Raw genomic sequence first — 16,024 nt, 5'->3', positions numbered from 1 at the left:
CCACGGTTGTTCCCGGCACGGCTGTCCCGTCCACGGTTGTTCCCGGCACGGCTGTTCCGTCCACGGCTGTCCCTCGCACGGCTGTGCCCCCGACGGCTGTTCCCCTTACGGGCACGCCGCCCAGGGCCGGGTCTCGCCCGGCCGGACCCCCTTCGGGAGCGCCCTCCGACGTCGTGGCTCCCGGTGTCGTGCCCGTGGGGCGGGTGGTGATGGCGGGGATCGGGGTGGATCCGGTGACCGAGGCCGAAGTGGTCGAGCGCGTCGCCGCCGAGCTGGACGCGGGGCGCGGGGGCCGGATCGTCACCCCCAACGTCGACATCTGCCGCGCCGCCTCCAGGGACCCGGCCCTGCGCGAGCTGGTCAACACCGCCGAGCTCGTCGTCGCCGACGGCATGCCGCTCGTGTGGGCGTCGCGGCTGCTCGGCCGCCCGTTGCCCGAACGGGTCACCGGCGCCGACCTGATCTGGTCGCTGAGCAAGCGAGCCGCCCGCCGCGGCTGGCCGGTCTACCTGCTGGGCGGGCCCCCGGGGGTGGCCGTGGCCGCCGCTCGCGAGCTGACGAGCGTCTTCCCGCTGCTGAAGGTCGCCGGGGTGGAGTCGCCGCCGCCCGCCTTCGACCGCACCCTCGCGGGCCGGGAGCGGGTGCTGCGCCGGGTGACGGCGGCGCGGCCGAAGGTGGTGTTCGTGGGGCTCGGGTTCCCGCGGCAGGACCAGCTCATCGCCTCGCTGTGCCGCGGCCTGCCCCACGCGTGGTTCGTCGGCTGCGGGGCGGCCATCGCGTTCGCCTCCGGCACGGTGCCCCGGGCGCCCGGCTGGATGCGGGAGGCGGGGCTTGAGTGGGCGTTCCGGCTGGGCAGCGAGCCGGGCCGGTTGGCGCGCCGCTACCTGGTGGACGACCTGCCGTTCGCGGTCCGGCTGCTCACCGGCTGCCTGGCCGAACGCTGCCGGCGGCGGTGAGCTCGCGGATCCGCGACACCTCGGCGGGCGTCAGCCCTCGGGCGGCCCGTTCCACGGCCAGCCGCGAGTCCATCGGCCGGAACGCCGTCCGCGACAGCCCCGACCACGCGAAACCCCGAGCCGTGAACCCCGTCCACGAGAGCCCCGGCCACGCGGATCCCCGGTCCGCCGGGCCCGTGCAGGCCCGCCTGACGCGACGTTCGGCGGCGGCCGACCACGACAGGCCCGCGAGGCCGTACAGGCGCTGGAAGCCGCGCACCGGGTCGGCCGCCAGGTCCTCGTAGCGGACGAGGTGGATGCCGGGGGTGCGGGCGAGGATGCCGTGCGTGACCCGCCACAGCGTGGCCGCCTTGAGCACGCGGTCCTGGGAGCCGACGAGGGCGCGCAGGCCGAGCAGTTCGGGGTGGTCGCGGACGAGGAGGGGCTGTTCGAGCAGTTCGTGGAAGTAGACGGTCCATCCCAGCCGCTGCCAGCTCGCCACGAACGACACCGGGTCGCGTTCGAGGGCGATCACCGTGCAGCCCAGGCGGGCGGCGAACCAGCCCGCCGACAGCACCGCGAAGGGGTCGTCGAGCAGCGCCCGCCGCCGGGTCAGCCGCCCCAGCGTGAACGACGTGCCGTACCTGAGCAGGCGGGCGAGGTCGTACGGCGAGCGGTTGGCGCGCAGCTCCGGCAGGAACCGGTAGCGCAGCGCGACCGTGTCGCGGAAGGCGGGCAGCCAGTCGGCGGCGTTGTCGTCGCAGATGTACTGGAAGCGGTGGGTGACGGTGGCACGCAGGACACCGGGGCACCGGCCGGGCGGGTGCTGCGGGTTGAGCGGCTCGTTGACGTAGACGGCCTCGCCGCCGGCGGCGAGCATCTTGCCGGTCCAGCTCGTGCCGCTCCTCGGCAGCCCCGTCACCAGGATCGGCCGCCGCGCCGGAGCCGGGGCGGTCATGCCGCCGCCCAGGTGCGGACCCGGAGCGCGGCCAGGCTGTGGCGGCCGAAGGGGCGCAGGCCGTAGCGGCGGTGGAGCTGCCAGAGCGGCAGGGCGTTCTTCAGCAGCATGCCGCCCGACCAGCCGAGCGCGGCTCCGAGCGCCCCGTGCGCCGGGATCAGCGCGAGGTCGAGGGCGACGGTGGCGGCGACGGCGGTGACGAGGTTGCCGAGGCTGGCCGTGGTGTGCCCGGCGGCGGTCAGCACGACGTCGACCATGCCGCAGGCCGTCGCGACCATCATCGTGGCCGCCAGCACCAGCGCCACCGGCACCCCGGAGCCGTACTCCGCCCCGAACAGACGCAGCACCCACGGCGCGAGCAGGGCGTACCCGAGCCAGACCGGCCAGGTGAGCACCACCAGCCACGCCGTCGTCGCCTGGTACAGCTCGCGGGCCCGTTCGAGCTCGCCGTCCGCGAGCGCGCGGACCAGGCGTGGCTGGGCGGCCTGGGCGAGTCCCTGGTTGGCGAGCTGGCCCACGACCTTGAAGCGGGTGGCGGCGGCGTAGACGGCGGCCTGCGCCGGGCCGCCCAGCACGGCCACGACCACGATGTCCAGCCGCTGGAACACCGCCTGGATCGCTGCCGCCACCGACCGGGGCGCGGTGTGCCGCCACAGGTCGCGGCAGGTCCCCGGCAGGTACGGCGTGCGCGGCAGGTGGCCCCGCAGCGCCGCCGCGGCCAGGACGAGCACCGCCGCGTACGGCGCCGCCCACGCCAGCCCCAGCCAGGTCTGCGGCGAGAGGCCCCGCGGCGTGGCGGTGAGGAGCCAGGCGGCGGCGGTCACGAGCAGGAGCTGGGCGGTGGGCAGCAGCACCCCGTCGAGGACCACGGTGGGCCGCATGGCGCCGAACCCGCGGGTGGCGGCGAGCAGCACGTCGGCGGCGACCATCACCGGGAGCGCCGGCGCGAGGAAGCCGAGGTGGGGGTGCAGGGCCAGCCCGGCGACCGTGGCGGCCACCAGACCCGGCACCAGCCCCGCCCGGATATATCCGGAAATGCCGCGGTAACCGGCCGTCCTGGCCCGGACGATGAAGAACACCAGCCCGTTGCCCGCGTCCAGCTTCGCCACCCCCGCCGCCATGAGCGCCAGCGCCGTGGCGGTCAGGAACGCCCCCGCCACCTCCACGCTGAACGTCCGGGTCACCACCATCACCAGCGCGAACTGCGCCAGAGCGGTCACCACGGCCGCGCCCACCCCGGCCAGCCCGCCCCGCGCGACCCGCCCCACCACCGTCCCACCCGCCACGGGGAGGCGGCCCGCACGAGCCCGCACCGCCCGGGTCATCGGCACCCGGGTCAGCGCCGCGCGGGCACGCGCGGCACGGGTCAGCGCCGCCATGACGGGTCACCGCCCAGCCAGCGCGCCAGCCGCCGGTCGTCCGCCTCGAACCCGTCGCGCAGCCGCCGCCGCACGGTGCACGGCAGCGGCGCCGGCCGCCCCCGCCCGTTGTGCCGCTCGAACACCGGGTATCCCAGGTGCGGCACCCCCAGGAACTCCAGCACGCGGTCGTACACCCGCTCCGGCTCGGCGAAGAAGACATGGCTGTCGAGCACCAGCATGCGCTCGCGGCCGAACAGCGGCTCCAGCCGGTCGAGCTGGTCGGCGTAGCGGCCGCGCGCCAGGTAGGCGTGGTGGCGGTGCGAGTGGTGCACCGCGTCCGCCCCCGCCCGCAGGCTCTCCTCGGCCCCGTCCAGCCGCCCGGCCTCCAGCTCCAGGGCCCGCTCGAAGCACCGCTGCGACTCGAACCCCCTGGCCAGCTCGTGCGCGTGCGCAGAGCAGGCCCGCTCGACCGGATCGCGGACCAGCACGACCAGCTTCACCCCGGGCAGGTCGGCGGCGATGCGCTCCCCGGCCAGCGGATGGAACAGGTAGTAGGGAGACGACTCGAACGCCCGCGGCGCCGTCCCGTGCCTCCTGGCGAGTCGCGCGGCCGCCACCCGCAGCGGGAAGTGCGCCTGGTACCAGGGCAGGCCCCGACCGTAGGCGACGTCGAAGTAGTGGACGCCCTTGTGCAGCACCGGCTTGAGCAGCAGCGGATGCGCCGCCAGCGCCCGGTAGAGCGAGGTGGTGCCGCACCGCTGCCCTCCGACGATGAGGAACGACGGCAGCACCCGCGCGAGCGCGGTCGCCCGCCCGGCGCCGCGCGACATCGACAGCACGGCCTGCTTGGCGACGTTCACGTGATCAGCTCCTGATGGTCGATGATCGGGTTGAGCCAGGTGGCCGGCGGGCCGAGCGGGCTGTGCCCGTCGGCGGCGTGCCGGTCGGCCAGCGCGATCAGGTAGAGCAGCGCGGTGCGGCGCGCCTGCGCGGCCGACACGCCGAGCGGCGCGAGCAGCCGTACGGCCTGTGCCAGGCAGGCCCGCGCGGCGGTCGGCGGGTCCATGCGGCGCAGCGCCCGCTGGAAGAAGTGGTGCACCGCGTCGAACCCGTACGGCACGCCGGCCGCGTAGCGTTCCCAGTCCCACACCAGCAGCCGCCCGTCGGCGCCGGGTGCGATGTTCCACGGGGACAGGTCGCCGTGCCAGGCGGCGCCCTCCGCTCCCCCGGTGGCCGCGATCTCCCGTACGGCCTCGACGAGCAGCCCGGCCGGCACCCGCCGCCGCCCGGCGAGCAGGCGGGGCCGGGGCAGTGGTGAGACCGCCAGCACGGCCAGGTCGCGCCACTGTCCGTGGTGCAGGACGGTGGGTGCGACGACGGTCTTCAGCGGCTGCCCCGCCAGCCCCTCCAGCGCCCGCGCCTCATTGGCGACCAGCTCGCGGGTCCGCTCGGTGTCGCCGATCTTCACGTACGCCAGGAGCCCGCCCCCCGAGTACGCCTCCAGGACCGGCTTGCGGTTGGCCCGCCGCGCGGGACGTACGTGCACGACGGTCCGCACCGCGACCCCGAACACCTCGCCGAGGTGGGCCGCGATGGAGCCGTCGACCGGCAGCGTCACCCGGGGGCCCGCGTGCCACCACCGGCGCGGCGCCAGCCGGCGCGGCAGCAGCGGGTGCGGCAGGACGCTGTAGGGCAGGCCCGGGCCGGAGCCGGGATAGAGCAGCCGCAGGGTCTGGTCGAGATAGCGCAGCCGCCGCGTCGCGTCGTTCACCTGGAGCGCCTCCGGTTCACGGGGAGTTCCTCCACAGCAGGGCGAAGGAGACGAGGTAGAGGATGAGCGGCGTGACCAGGCCGTCGTAGACGAACATGTAGAGCAGCACGAGGCCCATCACCAGCACGCCGGCCAGGCCGATCGGGCTGCGGTCGGCCCAGTGGCGGCGGATCGCGCCGGCGAAGAACGCCACGTACAGCACGGCCCCCGTGAACCCCTGCGTGATGATCAGCAGCCAGAGCTGCCCGTCGCTGCCCAGCGGCGGGTGACCGCAGCCCGTGCACCAGGGGGTCTTGCCGGTGGTGATCGTGCGGTGGTTGCCCATGGCGTTGCGGGTGTTGCCGAACCCGATGACCGGCGAGTGGGTCGCCGCCCGGATCGTCGCGGACACGGTGAAGGCCCGGATGTCGTTGGAGTGGGGGTTGTCCAGCCGCTGCGCCACCAGTGCCGACAGCGGGCTCAGCGCGAAGACCAGCGCGCCGGTCGCCGCCGCCGCGCACACCGCCGTCCGCGTCCGGCCGCCGACCCGGACGACGAGGTAGAGGGCGGCGAGGCCGAGGCCGATCCACAGGCCCCGGTTCAGCGAGTAGACGATCGGGACGGCGGCCAGGCCGAGCAGCACCACCGCCAGGGCCCTGCGCAGCCGCCCGCCGTACACCCACCAGCCGACCACGAACCAGATCAGCAGCACCGACATGTTGCTGCCCCAGGCGTTCGCCCACTCGAACGGCGCCTCGGGGCGCGGCGAGGCGTAGCCCAGCACCTTCTGCGTCTGCGCGGCGGTGGGGTGGATGAGGTTCTGGACGAACGGGTTGCCGCCGATCCAGTCGGGCAGCAGCCTCTCCACCGGCGAGGTGAACGAGAAGTCCGGCGCCAGCACGCCCAGCAGCCCGCCCGCCACGGTCGTCACGAACAGCGCGCCGAGCATCCGGACCAGCCGGAGCTGCGGCAGCTCCCGTTCGGTCAGGTTGCCCAGGTAGAGCACCACGACGAGCACCGACACGTACAGCGCCAGCCGCATGCCGTACCCGATGAGCCGGCCGGCCCCGAAGTCGCCGTAGGTGTCGGGCGGCATCTCCGACAGCATGAGGGCGCTCAGCGCGTAACCGGCGAGCAGCAGCAGCCACAGCCCGAACCCGCGCGGCACCCGGATCGGCCTGCGCCGCCACAGGATGACCGCCATCGGGACGGCCAGCAGGATCACCGACAGCCCGCCGAAGCCGAGCGCCCACCACACGGGGTAGCCGACGAGCAGCGCGGCGATCGGCCACGCGGGCCCGGTCACGACGGAGTGTCGCGGCTGCGGCCGGGTGGTCCCCGTCACGACGGCCGGCCCGGCGCTCGGCCAGGCGGCTCCTGTCACGACCGGGTGCCCGGTGACCGGCGGGATCGCCCGGCCAGCGACGCCATGCCGGGGTCGGTGCCCCGCTCGGGGCCCGCGACGAGCTTGCCCAGCGAGGGGTGCGGGCGGCCCGGCGCCGGGTCGGGGGCCGCCGGGGGCTCGCCCGCCGTGGTCACCACGCCGATGACGGGGACGTGGTGCCTGCGCAGGCGGCGGGCGGCCTCCGCGACCTGCTCGGCGGTGGCCACGCCGAGCCCGGCCGTCAGCACGGCGGCGTCGGCCCTGGTCAGGTCGCCCACGTCGGAGCCGTCGAGGACGGACAGCGGGGTCCGCGCCGCCAGCGCGCCCGCCACCCGGGAGACGCCGTGGCCGGCGGGCACGCCCGTGACCAGCAGCCGCCTGCCCGGGCAGGCGGCGATCACGGCGGACGCCAGGTCGTGCAGCGTCCGCGCGTCACCGTCGCCGGGCAGCGCGGCGACGACGGGCAGGCCGGTGAGGCGTTCCACGTCGGCCGGCGTGCGCAGCAGGGTGTCGAGCCGGTCGCGCACCTGGGCCGCGGCCGCCCCGGCGAGCAGCCCGAGCATGAGACCCGTGCCCAGGTGGAGCGGCAGGCTGGGGGAGCTGGGCTCCTCCGGCGGGACGGCCTCGCTGATGACCGAGCCCGGTGTCACCGTCGTGGTCTTCAGCGCGTCGTACTTCAGCGTGAGGCTGGCGGCCTGCCGGATGAGCACGCTCTGGCGGTGCAGGGCGCGGGTGTGCTCGGCGCTGCCGCGCGCCAGCGCCGAGAGCTCCTCGGTGACGGTGTCGAGGCCGGTGTTGACCTGCCGGAGCTTGGCGAGCATGACCCGCTGCTGGAGCGCCAGGGCCGCCTGCGCGCCGGCGGTCCGGTTGGCGAGGTAGGCCTCGGCGTACGCGCGCGACTGGGCGGCCGCCCCGGTGGCCGTCGCCGCGGTGACGGAGATCGTCAGCACGGCCGAGTTGGGCGGCACGGTCACCTCGACGGGCTCCAGTTCGGTGGCGTTGAGCAGCTTGGCGGCCCGCGCCGCGACGACGGCCGACTGCGCCACCTGGGCCTCGGTGTCGAGGTTGAGCGGTTCGCGCTGGCGGGCGGTGACCTGGTTGCTCTGCTCCTGCGCGCCGACCGGTGCCACCAGCACCTGCGTGGTCGCGGTGTAGGCGGGTGGCAGCAGCCACTGCAGCCCCAGCCCGGCCGCGCCGCCGGCCAGGAGGAACCCGGCGAAGAGGAGCCGGCGCCGACGCAGCAGTGACAGGTGCTCCCCGAGATCCGTGCCGGACCGGCGGGGAGGAGAGTCCGGCGGCAGGCTCATGTCGCTCCCTGGAGTGTGTGCGTGGCGTCGCGACATGGCGACACAGCGTCACGGCCGAGATGTTCGCTCACTATAGGCGGGGCCGATATCGCGATGGCCGAATACAGAAGATTTTCTGCCGCACGGCCTGCGATTCCGCCCCGCTGTATAGCGATATTTCGGGACATGTTGGGGGGCTTGGTCAGAGCGCCTACCAGCGAGAACGCCCCCGCGGCGGGGGAGCGGCATGGCATGGTTCAGGTTTGACAAACGGGGGTCACCGAAAAAGGAGGCAGGACGGTTTGCTGCTACCGGACATTTCACGAAAGAGAATCGCGGTCCTGGCCGCGTTGACGCTCGCGGCACTCGCCGCGTGCTCCGACGCGGGCCGCCCGCGTCCGCCCGCCGCCGAACGGGCGGGCCCGCCGCCGGCGACGGCCGCGACCCAGGGGCCGCCCGAGGCCCGTCCCGTGCAGGCGGCGCCGCGTGGCGCGCCGGCCTGCACGGTCACCGACAAGCTCATCCCGTCCTGCGGGGCCTGGTGGGGGCTGGCTCCGGAGATCTTCACCGGCGCGCCGGTGGACCGGGCGCTGCGCGGCGCGGAGGCCAGGATGGGGTCGCGGGCCGACATCGTGCACGTCTACCACCGGGGCAAGGAGCTGTTCCCCACGGAGCGGGAGATCGGGCTGGCCCGCGACAAGGACGGGCCGAGGCTGCTGCTCGTCAACTGGAAGCCGTCGATGGAGCACACCTGGGCGGAGATCTCCGACGGCGCCGTGGACCGCCGGATCGACCGCCTGGCCGCGCATGTGCGCCGTGCGTTCCCCGAGCGGTTCTTCCTGACCATCCACCACGAGCCGGAGAACGACGTGGATCCCGGGCCGGGCTCCGGCATGCAGGCGGCCGACTACGCCGCGATGTACCGCCACGTGGTGCTCCGGCTGCGCGAGAAGGGGGTGCGCAACGCCGTCACGGTCATGACGTACATGGGGGCGCCCAACTGGGCGGCCAAGCCGTGGTTCGGCGAGCTGTACCCGGGCGACGACGTGGTCGACTGGGTGGCGATGGACCCCTACGCCGACGGCCGGGTCCGCGACTTCGACGGCCTGGTCAACAAGACCCGCGCCGAGTACGCCCGCTGGCCGGGTTTCTACCGGTGGACGCAGCTCCACTTTCCCGGCAAGCCGGTCATGGTGGCGGAGTGGGGGGTGTTCGAACGGTCCGGCGACCGGTCGTTCAAGCGGCGCTTCTTCGCGTCCGTACGTGCCCGGATGAGCGCTTACCCGCAGATCAAGGCGCTGGTCTACTTCGACTCGCCACACGCGCCGCGCGGCGACACCAGGTTCGACACCGAGCCGGAGGCCCAGCGGGCGTTCAGCGAGCTCGCGCGAGATCCGCTGTTTCGCTCGACGCGCGTGCCGCGGCCCTGACCCGCCATCGCCAGCCGGCGACGGTGACGGCCGCGGCGGCCAGCAGGATCCACAGCGTGACCATGTTGTCCACGTCGAGCAGCTTGAGCGCCGAGGCGAGCAGCACGATCGCGAGCAGCGCCCGGATGAGGCCGCCCGGGGCCCGGGAGGAGACACGGGCGCCGAGGTAGACGCCCGGGATCGCGCCGAGCAGCAGCGACAGCGTGAGGTCGAGCTGGAAGTCGCCGAAGAGCAGGTGGCCCAGCGCCGCCGAGGTCACCAGGGGCACGGCCTGCACGAGGTCGGTGCCGACGAGCTGGTTGGCCTTGAGCATGGGATAGAGCGCGATGAGCGCCACGATGATGAGTGAACCGGACCCGACCGAGGAGACGCCGACGATCAGGCCGCCTACCGTACCGACCAGTAGGGTAGGGATGGGGCGCACGACGACGTCGCTCGCCTCCGCCGTGCCGCCCCTGCCGCCGATCAGGGTCTTGGCGACCAGGCCGGCCACGGCCAGCAGCAGCGCCACGCCGAGTGCGTACTTCACGCCGTCGCCCACCGCGAAAGCGCGGGCCACGAACACCCCGCAGAACGCCGCCGGCACCGACCCCGCGCACAGCCAGGCCACCAGTCGCAGGTTGACCGTGCCCCGGCGCAGGTGGACGACGCTGCCGACCGGCTTCATCACGGCCGAGGCCACCAGGTCGCTGGAGACCGCGGCGAGTGGCGGGACGTTGAAGAACAGCATCATCATCGGCGTCATCAGCGCGCCACCGCCCATGCCGGTCAGGCCGACGACGACGGCGACGAGGAAGGACCCGAGGATCAGGGGAAGATCGATCAACGAACCCATCCTCCGCTCCGCAGCGCGCCCAGAACCCGGGTGACGGCCGCCTCGATCGAAAGGTGCGTGGTGTCGATGACGAGGTCGGCGTCGTCCGGCTCCTCGTAGGGGTCGGAGACGCCGGTGAACTCGGGGATGAGCCCGGCGCGGGCCTTGGCGTACAGGCCCTTGCGGTCACGGCGCTCGCACTCCTCCAGCGGTGTGGCGACGTGCACCAGGAGGAAGTCGGCCCCGACCGACTCGACCATCTCGCGCACCTCGTCGCGCGTGGCCGCGTAGGGGGCGATGGGGGCGCAGATGGCCAGGCCGCCGTGGCGGGCGGCCTCGGCGGCGACGAAGCCGATGCGCCGGATGTTGAGGTCGCGATCGGCCTTGGAGAACGTCAGGCCCTTCGACAGCAGCGCGCGCACCACGTCGCCGTCGAGGTGGGTGACGGTGCGGGTGCCGAGCTCCAGCAGCGCGTCGCGCAGGCCGCGGGCGATCGTCGACTTGCCCGATCCGGACAGACCGGTGAAGAACACCACGAGCCCCCTGCGGTGGGGCGGGCCGGGGATGCTGACCGGCTCGGGCCCGGCCAGGTGCTCGGCCGCGCCGTAGGCGGTGGCGACGTGCTCGCGCAGCTCCAGGTCGATCTCGGGCTCCTCGCGCGGGGCGAGGGGGACGGGCACGACCAGGGTGTCCGCCGGCAGCCGTTCCTTGGCCCGCAGCGCGGCCCGCACCACCGCCGGACCCGGCTCGCCGTAGGAGAGGGGGAGCAGCAGGACCACCGCGTCGAGCTCCTTGGCCGTGGCGGTGATCTCGGTGAGGTCGTCGAGCGGGCCCCGCATCGTGACCGCCAGCGCCGCGCGCCCGCCGAGCTCCTCGCGCACCTGCGCGGGAGTGCGGTGCAGCCGGGCGAACGGGCCGTGCTCCGGCGCGCCGAGCGGCCTGACCGGGCCGGCGGCCAGCCCGTCGTGGCCGCGCTCGGTCACGGTCAGCACGGCCAGCGGCACGCCCTCGGGGTCGAGCAGCGTGACCTCGTCACCGGGGGCGGCCTCGTCGGGCAGGCGCAGCGTCGCCGGTGCCGGCCAGGGCGTGCCGTCGGCGAGCGTGCCGCGCTCGTGGACGGCGTGCAGGTCGTCGTGGCCGAGGAAGCCCGTCAGCGGGTGGAAGGCTCCGGACAGCAGCAGCTCGAGGTCGGCCAGCTCCCGTGCGCCGGGGGTCCACTCCACGTTTCCGCCATCCCAACTATTCCGATTGAATTGGTAGGGAAGAAGTCTAGCGGCTGGTGCGCACAGGTCGCTAGATGAGCCGGGCGAAGTGGTTCTGCGGCTTCCTGATGACCATGGTGATCTCGTCGTGTGTCGAAGGGTAGCGCCCCCTGGTCAGCCTGTCGGCCATCCGGACGGCCGCCTGGCCCACCCGGCCGAGCGCCGGCCCGCTGGTGGCCGTCCGGTCGTCGGTGATCATCAGGCCGCGGCTGAGGCAGAAGGCGTGGATGCCGTCGTAGGAGGTGAGCGGCTCGTACACGGCGGGCAGCGGGCCCGGCCTGCCCTCGGGCACCAGGTGCCGCCACAGCAGCCGGCGCAGCCATGACGGCGTCAGCCGCTCGCACAGGCCGTACGCCGATCCCCGGTCGCGCATGCGCAGCAGCATCAGCCCGCCCGGGCGCAGCGCCTGCAGCAGCCGGTCGAGGACCAGCTCCGCGTGGTGGATCCGCTCCAGCAGGAACGACACCTGGACCACGTCGACGGACCGGGGCGGCACCGGCGCCGACCGCAGGTCGCCGAGGATGCAGCGCTCCAGATCGGCCCGCTCCTCCACCACGCGCCTGATCGCCGGCAGGTCCTCGTCGACGCCCGTCATCCTGGTGTCGATCCGGTCGAGGGCCAGTGGCTCGTCGTGCGCGCACCCGGCCACCAGCACGTCGAGCCGCCGGCCGAGCTGCCCGGCCCACTGCTCGCGGACCCGCTGATCGAACAGGTCGCCTCGGTGGGCGACCGACCGCACTTCAGACATGTCACTTAGAGTAATCGTCCCATGGCGATACGTACGTGATTTCCCTGCTAGCGTCCTCGGCCGTGACCGTCTACGTGGGAAACGCCGAAATCGATGGGGCCGGTGACGACGGCTGGCTGCTCGGGCACTTCAAATCCGCCGGCGACCCCCGTCACAGCACGGACGTCGAGATCAAGTGGGGTGTGCACGCGGCCGGCGACGTGCGGGCCGCCTGGGTCAGGGGCGAGCGGCGAACGGCGCTGCTCGTGCTGATCAGCGGCCGGTTCCGGGTCGAGCTGCCCGGCCGCAGCGTGCTGCTGGAGCGGCGTGGCGACTACGTGGTGTGGGGGCGCGGGGTCGACCACTCCTGGGTCGCCGAGGAGGACTCGGTGGTGCTCACCGTCCGCTGGCCGTCCGTGCCCGGCTACTCCGTGCCTGGCTCCGTGCCTGGCTACTCCGTGCCCGGCAACTCCGTGCCCGGCCGCGAGGTCGCCCGGGGGCTCCGGGAGGCGCGGCCGGGAAGTACCCTTGATGGCTGAGACCCCCGCGACCTGACCTCGGCCGGGGGTAGTCGTGTTGCCGTCGTGGGGCTGTGGGCGTATCTGATGAGTCTTTCCGGACTGCTGGACCTTGTTGCCGCCGACCCGAAGCTGACCGCCGCTCTCGAAGAGGGCGGCGACGTCTCGCTGGTGGCGCCCGCCGCGCTGCGGCCGTTCGGCGTCGCCGCGCTCGCCGGGCACGACCAGTGCACGGTGCTGGCCGTCACCGCCACCGGCCGCGAGGCCGAGGACCTGGCCGCCGCGCTCACCAGCCTGGTCGAGCCGTCCTCGGTGGCGGTCTTCCCCGCCTGGGAAACGCTGCCGCACGAGCGGCTCTCGCCGCGCAGCGACACCGTCGGCCAGCGGCTGGCCGTGCTGCGGCGGCTGGCGCACCCCGTCAAGGGCGACCCGGCCGCCGGCCCGCTCGGCGTGGTCGTCGCGCCGGTGCGCGCCCTGCTCCAGCCGATCGTGCGGGGCCTCGGCGACCTGGAGCCGATCCGGCTGCGCGCCGGCGATGACGCCGACCTCGAAGAGGTCGTGAAGCGCCTGGTCGACAACGGCTACCACCGGGTCGACATGGTGGAGAAGCGCGGCGAGGTCGCGGTGCGCGGCGGGCTGCTCGACGTCTTCCCGCCGACCGAGGAGCACCCGCTGCGGCTGGAGTTCTGGGGCGACACGGTCGAGGAGATCCGCTGGTTCAAGGTGGCCGACCAGCGCTCGCTGGAGGCGGCCGACGGCGGCCTGTTCGCGCCGCCCTGCCGCGAGCTGCTGCTGAGCGGCGAGGTGCGGGCCCGGGCGCGGGAGCTGGCCGAGCTGCATCCGGCCCTGGCCGAGGTGCTCGACCAGCTCGCCGAGGGCACGCCGGTGGAGGGCATGGAGGCGTTCGCGCCGGTGCTGGCCGGTGAGATGGACCTGCTGGTCGACCACCTGCCCATCAGGTCGGCGGTGTTCGTCTGCGACCCCGAGCGGATCAGGGGCCGGGCCGAGGAGCTGGTCCGCACGTCCCAGGAGTTCCTGGAGGCGTCCTGGATCAACGCGGCGGCCGGCGGAGAGGCGCCCATCGACCTCGGCGCGGCGGCCTTCCGCACGCTCGACGAGATCCGCGACCACGCCGGCGCCCTCGGGCTGCCGTGGTGGTCGATGGCGCCGTTCGGCACCGGGATCGAGCTCGACGCGCAGGACTCGGAGGCCTACCGGGGCGACACCGCGCGGGCGCTCGCCGACGTCAAGGGCTGGCTCGCCGAGGACAAGGCGGTCGTGCTGCTGAGCGAGGGCCACGGCCCCGCCGAGCGCATGGTCGAGGTGCTCAAGGGCGTCGACGTCCCGGCCCGGCTGGAGAGCCACCTCGACACGGCGCCCGAGCCCAAGGTCGTGCACGTCGCCACCGGCCTGCTGGAGCACGGCTTCGTCACGCCCGGCCTGGCCGTGCTCACCCACCTCGACCTGGTCGGCCAGAAGGCGTCCACCAAGGACATGCGCCGCCTGCCCTCGCGCCGCCGCAACATGGTCGACCCGCTGCAGCTCAAGGTCGGCGACAACGTCGTGCACGAGCAGCACGGCGTCGGCCGCTACGTCGAGATGGTCCAGCGCACGGTCCAGGGCGCCACCCGCGAGTACCTCGTCATCGAGTACGCCAAGGGCGACCGCCTGTACGTGCCGACCGACCAGCTCGACGAGGTCACCCGCTACGTCGGCGGCGAGGCCCCGACGCTCAACCGGATGGGCGGCGCCGACTGGGCCAAGGCCAAGTCGCGGGCCAAGAAGGCGGTCAAGGAGATCGCCGGGGAGCTCATCCGCCTCTACTCCGCCCGCATGGCCTCGCCCGGTCACCCGTTCTCGCCCGACTCGCCGTGGCAGCGCGAGATGGAGGACGCCTTCCCCTACGCCGAGACCGGCGACCAGCTCGAGGCCATCGACGAGGTCAAGCGCGACATGGAGCGGCCCGTCCCGATGGACCGGCTGATCTGCGGCGACGTCGGCTACGGCAAGACCGAGATCGCCGTGCGCGCCGCCTTCAAGGCCGTGCAGGACGGCAAGCAGGTCGCCGTGCTGGTGCCCACCACGCTGCTGGTGCAGCAGCACATGTCGACGTTCACCGAGCGCTTCTCCAGCTTCCCGATCGCGGTGAAGCCGGTCTCCCGCTTCCAGACCGACGCCGAGATCAAGGGCACCCTCGACGGGCTGCGCACCGGCGCCGTGGACGTGGTCATCGGCACCCACCGGCTGCTCAGCCCCGAGGTGCGGTTCAAGGACCTGGGCCTGATCATCATCGACGAGGAGCAGCGGTTCGGCGTCGAGCACAAGGAGGCCATGAAGCACCTCCGCACCCAGGTCGACGTGCTGGCCATGTCGGCCACGCCGATCCCGCGCACGCTGGAGATGGGCCTGACCGGCATCCGCGAGATGTCCACCATCCTCACCCCGCCGGAGGAGCGCCACCCGATCCTGACGTTCGTCGGTCCGTACGACGAGAAGCAGATCGCCGCCGCCATCAGGCGCGAGCTGATGCGCGACGGCCAGATCTTCTTCGTGCACAACCGGGTGGCCTCGATCAACCGGGTGGCCGCCCGCCTGCGCGAGCTGGTCCCCGAGGCCCGCGTCGCGGTCGCGCACGGGCAGATGAACGAGACCCAGCTCGAAAAGATCATGGTGGGCTTCTGGGAGCGCGAGTACGACCTGCTGGTGTCCACCACGATCGTGGAGTCGGGCCTCGACGTGCCCAACGCCAACACGCTGATCGTGGACCGGGCCGACAACTACGGCCTGTCCCAGCTCCACCAGATCCGCGGCCGGGTCGGCCGGGGCCGGGAGCGGGGCTACGCCTACTTCCTCTACCCGCCGGAGAAGCCGCTGACCGAGACGGCCCACGAGCGGCTGGCGACCATCTCCCAGCACACGGAGATGGGAGCCGGCATGTACGTCGCGATGAAGGACCTGGAGATCCGCGGCGCGGGCAACGTGCTGGGCGCCGAGCAGTCGGGCTTCATCGCGGGCGTCGGCTTCGACCTGTACGTGCGGCTGATGGCCGAGGCGGTCAAGGAGCAGAAGGACAAGCTGTCCGGCGTCGAGACGCAGGAGGAGCAGCACGACGTCAAGGTCGAGCTGCCCATCAACGCGCACATCCCGCACGACTACGTCACCTCCGAGCGGCTGCGGCTGGAGGCGTACAAGCGGATGGCCGCCATCGTCACCGAGACCCATCTCGGCGAGGTGCGCGACGAGCTCACCGACCGTTACGGCAAGCCGCCGGTCGAGGTGGACAACCTGCTGGAGGTGGCCCGCTTCCGCATCAGGGCGCGCCAGGCCGGGCTCACCGACGTCACCCTGCAGGGCCAGAACATCAAGTTCGGCCCGGTCAGGCTCAGGGAGTCGCAGCAGGTCAGGCTCGACCGGCTGTACAAGAAGGCCGTCTACAAGCAGGCCGCGGAGACGCTGCTGGTGCCCGTGCCCAAGACCAAGCCGCTGGGCGGCCAGCCGCTGCGCGACCTCGATCTGCTCAAATGGTGCGGCGACCTGGTCGAGGCGATGTTCCTCGAGCCCGCACGGGTAAGCTAACCGGGGTTTTTGTCGGAAAGGGA

The 16,024-nt window shown here is 73.6% G+C and carries 13 protein-coding genes; 4 read left to right on the top strand and 9 right to left on the bottom strand.

Going from position 1 to position 16,024, the window contains the following annotated elements; genetic code table 11:
• The first annotated feature begins 233 nt into the window (after positions 1–233).
• A complete protein-coding gene (locus tag FHU36_RS07835; protein ID WP_312891485.1) occupies positions 234–956 on the top strand; it encodes a WecB/TagA/CpsF family glycosyltransferase in 723 nt (240 codons plus the stop codon).
• Here the strand turns inward: FHU36_RS07835 and FHU36_RS07830 are convergent.
• The 6 genes from FHU36_RS07830 to FHU36_RS07805 are packed head-to-tail and all read right to left on the bottom strand — an operon-like array spanning position 919 to position 7,695.
• Positions 919–1,893, bottom strand: coding sequence for a sulfotransferase (locus FHU36_RS07830; RefSeq protein WP_185083088.1), 975 nt, complete (start codon positions 1,891–1,893; stop codon positions 919–921). The two genes, FHU36_RS07835 and FHU36_RS07830, sit on opposite strands and share 38 nt — an antisense overlap.
• Entirely contained in the window at positions 1,890–3,272 is a 1,383-nt protein-coding gene (locus FHU36_RS07825; RefSeq protein WP_246501995.1) for a lipopolysaccharide biosynthesis protein, read from the bottom strand. The genes FHU36_RS07830 and FHU36_RS07825 overlap by 4 nt, the downstream gene beginning before the upstream one ends.
• Positions 3,260–4,084, bottom strand: coding sequence for a sulfotransferase domain-containing protein (locus FHU36_RS07820; protein WP_185084677.1), 825 nt, complete (start codon positions 4,082–4,084; stop codon positions 3,260–3,262). The genes FHU36_RS07825 and FHU36_RS07820 overlap by 13 nt, the downstream gene beginning before the upstream one ends.
• 26 nt (positions 4,085–4,110) lie before the next feature.
• The gene (locus FHU36_RS07815) at positions 4,111–5,025 is read right to left on the bottom strand and encodes a hypothetical protein (RefSeq protein WP_185083087.1); all 915 of its coding nucleotides are present in this window, start codon (positions 5,023–5,025) and stop codon (positions 4,111–4,113) included.
• 16 nt (positions 5,026–5,041) lie between these two features.
• Positions 5,042–6,388, bottom strand: a complete 1,347-nt coding sequence (locus FHU36_RS07810; protein ID WP_312891483.1) for a hypothetical protein — start codon at positions 6,386–6,388, stop codon at positions 5,042–5,044.
• The gene (locus FHU36_RS07805; protein WP_185083085.1) at positions 6,385–7,695 is read right to left on the bottom strand and encodes a Wzz/FepE/Etk N-terminal domain-containing protein; all 1,311 of its coding nucleotides are present in this window, start codon (positions 7,693–7,695) and stop codon (positions 6,385–6,387) included. The genes FHU36_RS07810 and FHU36_RS07805 overlap by 4 nt, the downstream gene beginning before the upstream one ends.
• A gap of 329 nt (positions 7,696–8,024) precedes the next feature.
• On the opposite strand from FHU36_RS07805, the gene FHU36_RS07800 reads away from it, so the two are divergent.
• Positions 8,025–9,104, top strand: a complete 1,080-nt coding sequence (locus tag FHU36_RS07800; protein ID WP_246501994.1) for a glycoside hydrolase family 26 protein — start codon at positions 8,025–8,027, stop codon at positions 9,102–9,104.
• Here FHU36_RS07800 and FHU36_RS07795 read toward each other — a convergent pair.
• The 3 genes from FHU36_RS07795 to FHU36_RS07785 all read right to left on the bottom strand — a co-directional run bounded on the left by FHU36_RS07795 (position 9,049) and on the right by FHU36_RS07785 (position 11,928).
• Positions 9,049–9,930 (bottom strand): sulfite exporter TauE/SafE family protein, encoded by an 882-nt coding sequence (locus tag FHU36_RS07795; RefSeq protein ID WP_246501993.1) that lies wholly within the window; start codon positions 9,928–9,930, stop codon positions 9,049–9,051. The two genes, FHU36_RS07800 and FHU36_RS07795, sit on opposite strands and share 56 nt — an antisense overlap.
• Entirely contained in the window at positions 9,927–11,141 is a 1,215-nt protein-coding gene (gene cysC, locus FHU36_RS07790) for an adenylyl-sulfate kinase (RefSeq protein WP_185083083.1), read from the bottom strand. The genes FHU36_RS07795 and cysC overlap by 4 nt, the downstream gene beginning before the upstream one ends.
• A 70-nt stretch (positions 11,142–11,211) precedes the next feature.
• On the bottom strand, positions 11,212–11,928 hold the full coding sequence (locus FHU36_RS07785; RefSeq protein WP_185083082.1) for a class I SAM-dependent methyltransferase: 717 nt from the start codon (positions 11,926–11,928) through the stop codon (positions 11,212–11,214).
• A 62-nt stretch (positions 11,929–11,990) separates the two neighbouring features.
• Here FHU36_RS07785 and FHU36_RS07780 point away from each other — a divergent pair, with 62 nt between their 5' ends.
• Positions 11,991–12,446 (top strand): cupin domain-containing protein, encoded by a 456-nt coding sequence (locus FHU36_RS07780; protein WP_312891482.1) that lies wholly within the window; start codon positions 11,991–11,993, stop codon positions 12,444–12,446.
• Between the two features lie 66 nt (positions 12,447–12,512).
• Complete coding sequence (mfd, locus tag FHU36_RS07775; protein WP_185083081.1) at positions 12,513–16,001, top strand: transcription-repair coupling factor; 3,489 nt, start codon at positions 12,513–12,515, stop codon at positions 15,999–16,001.
• Positions 16,002–16,024: the final 23 nt, after the last annotated feature.

Source organism: Nonomuraea muscovyensis (assembly GCF_014207745.1).
GTDB lineage: Bacteria > Actinomycetota > Actinomycetes > Streptosporangiales > Streptosporangiaceae > Nonomuraea > Nonomuraea muscovyensis.
This window is presented reverse-complemented; position numbering and strand designations above follow the sequence as displayed.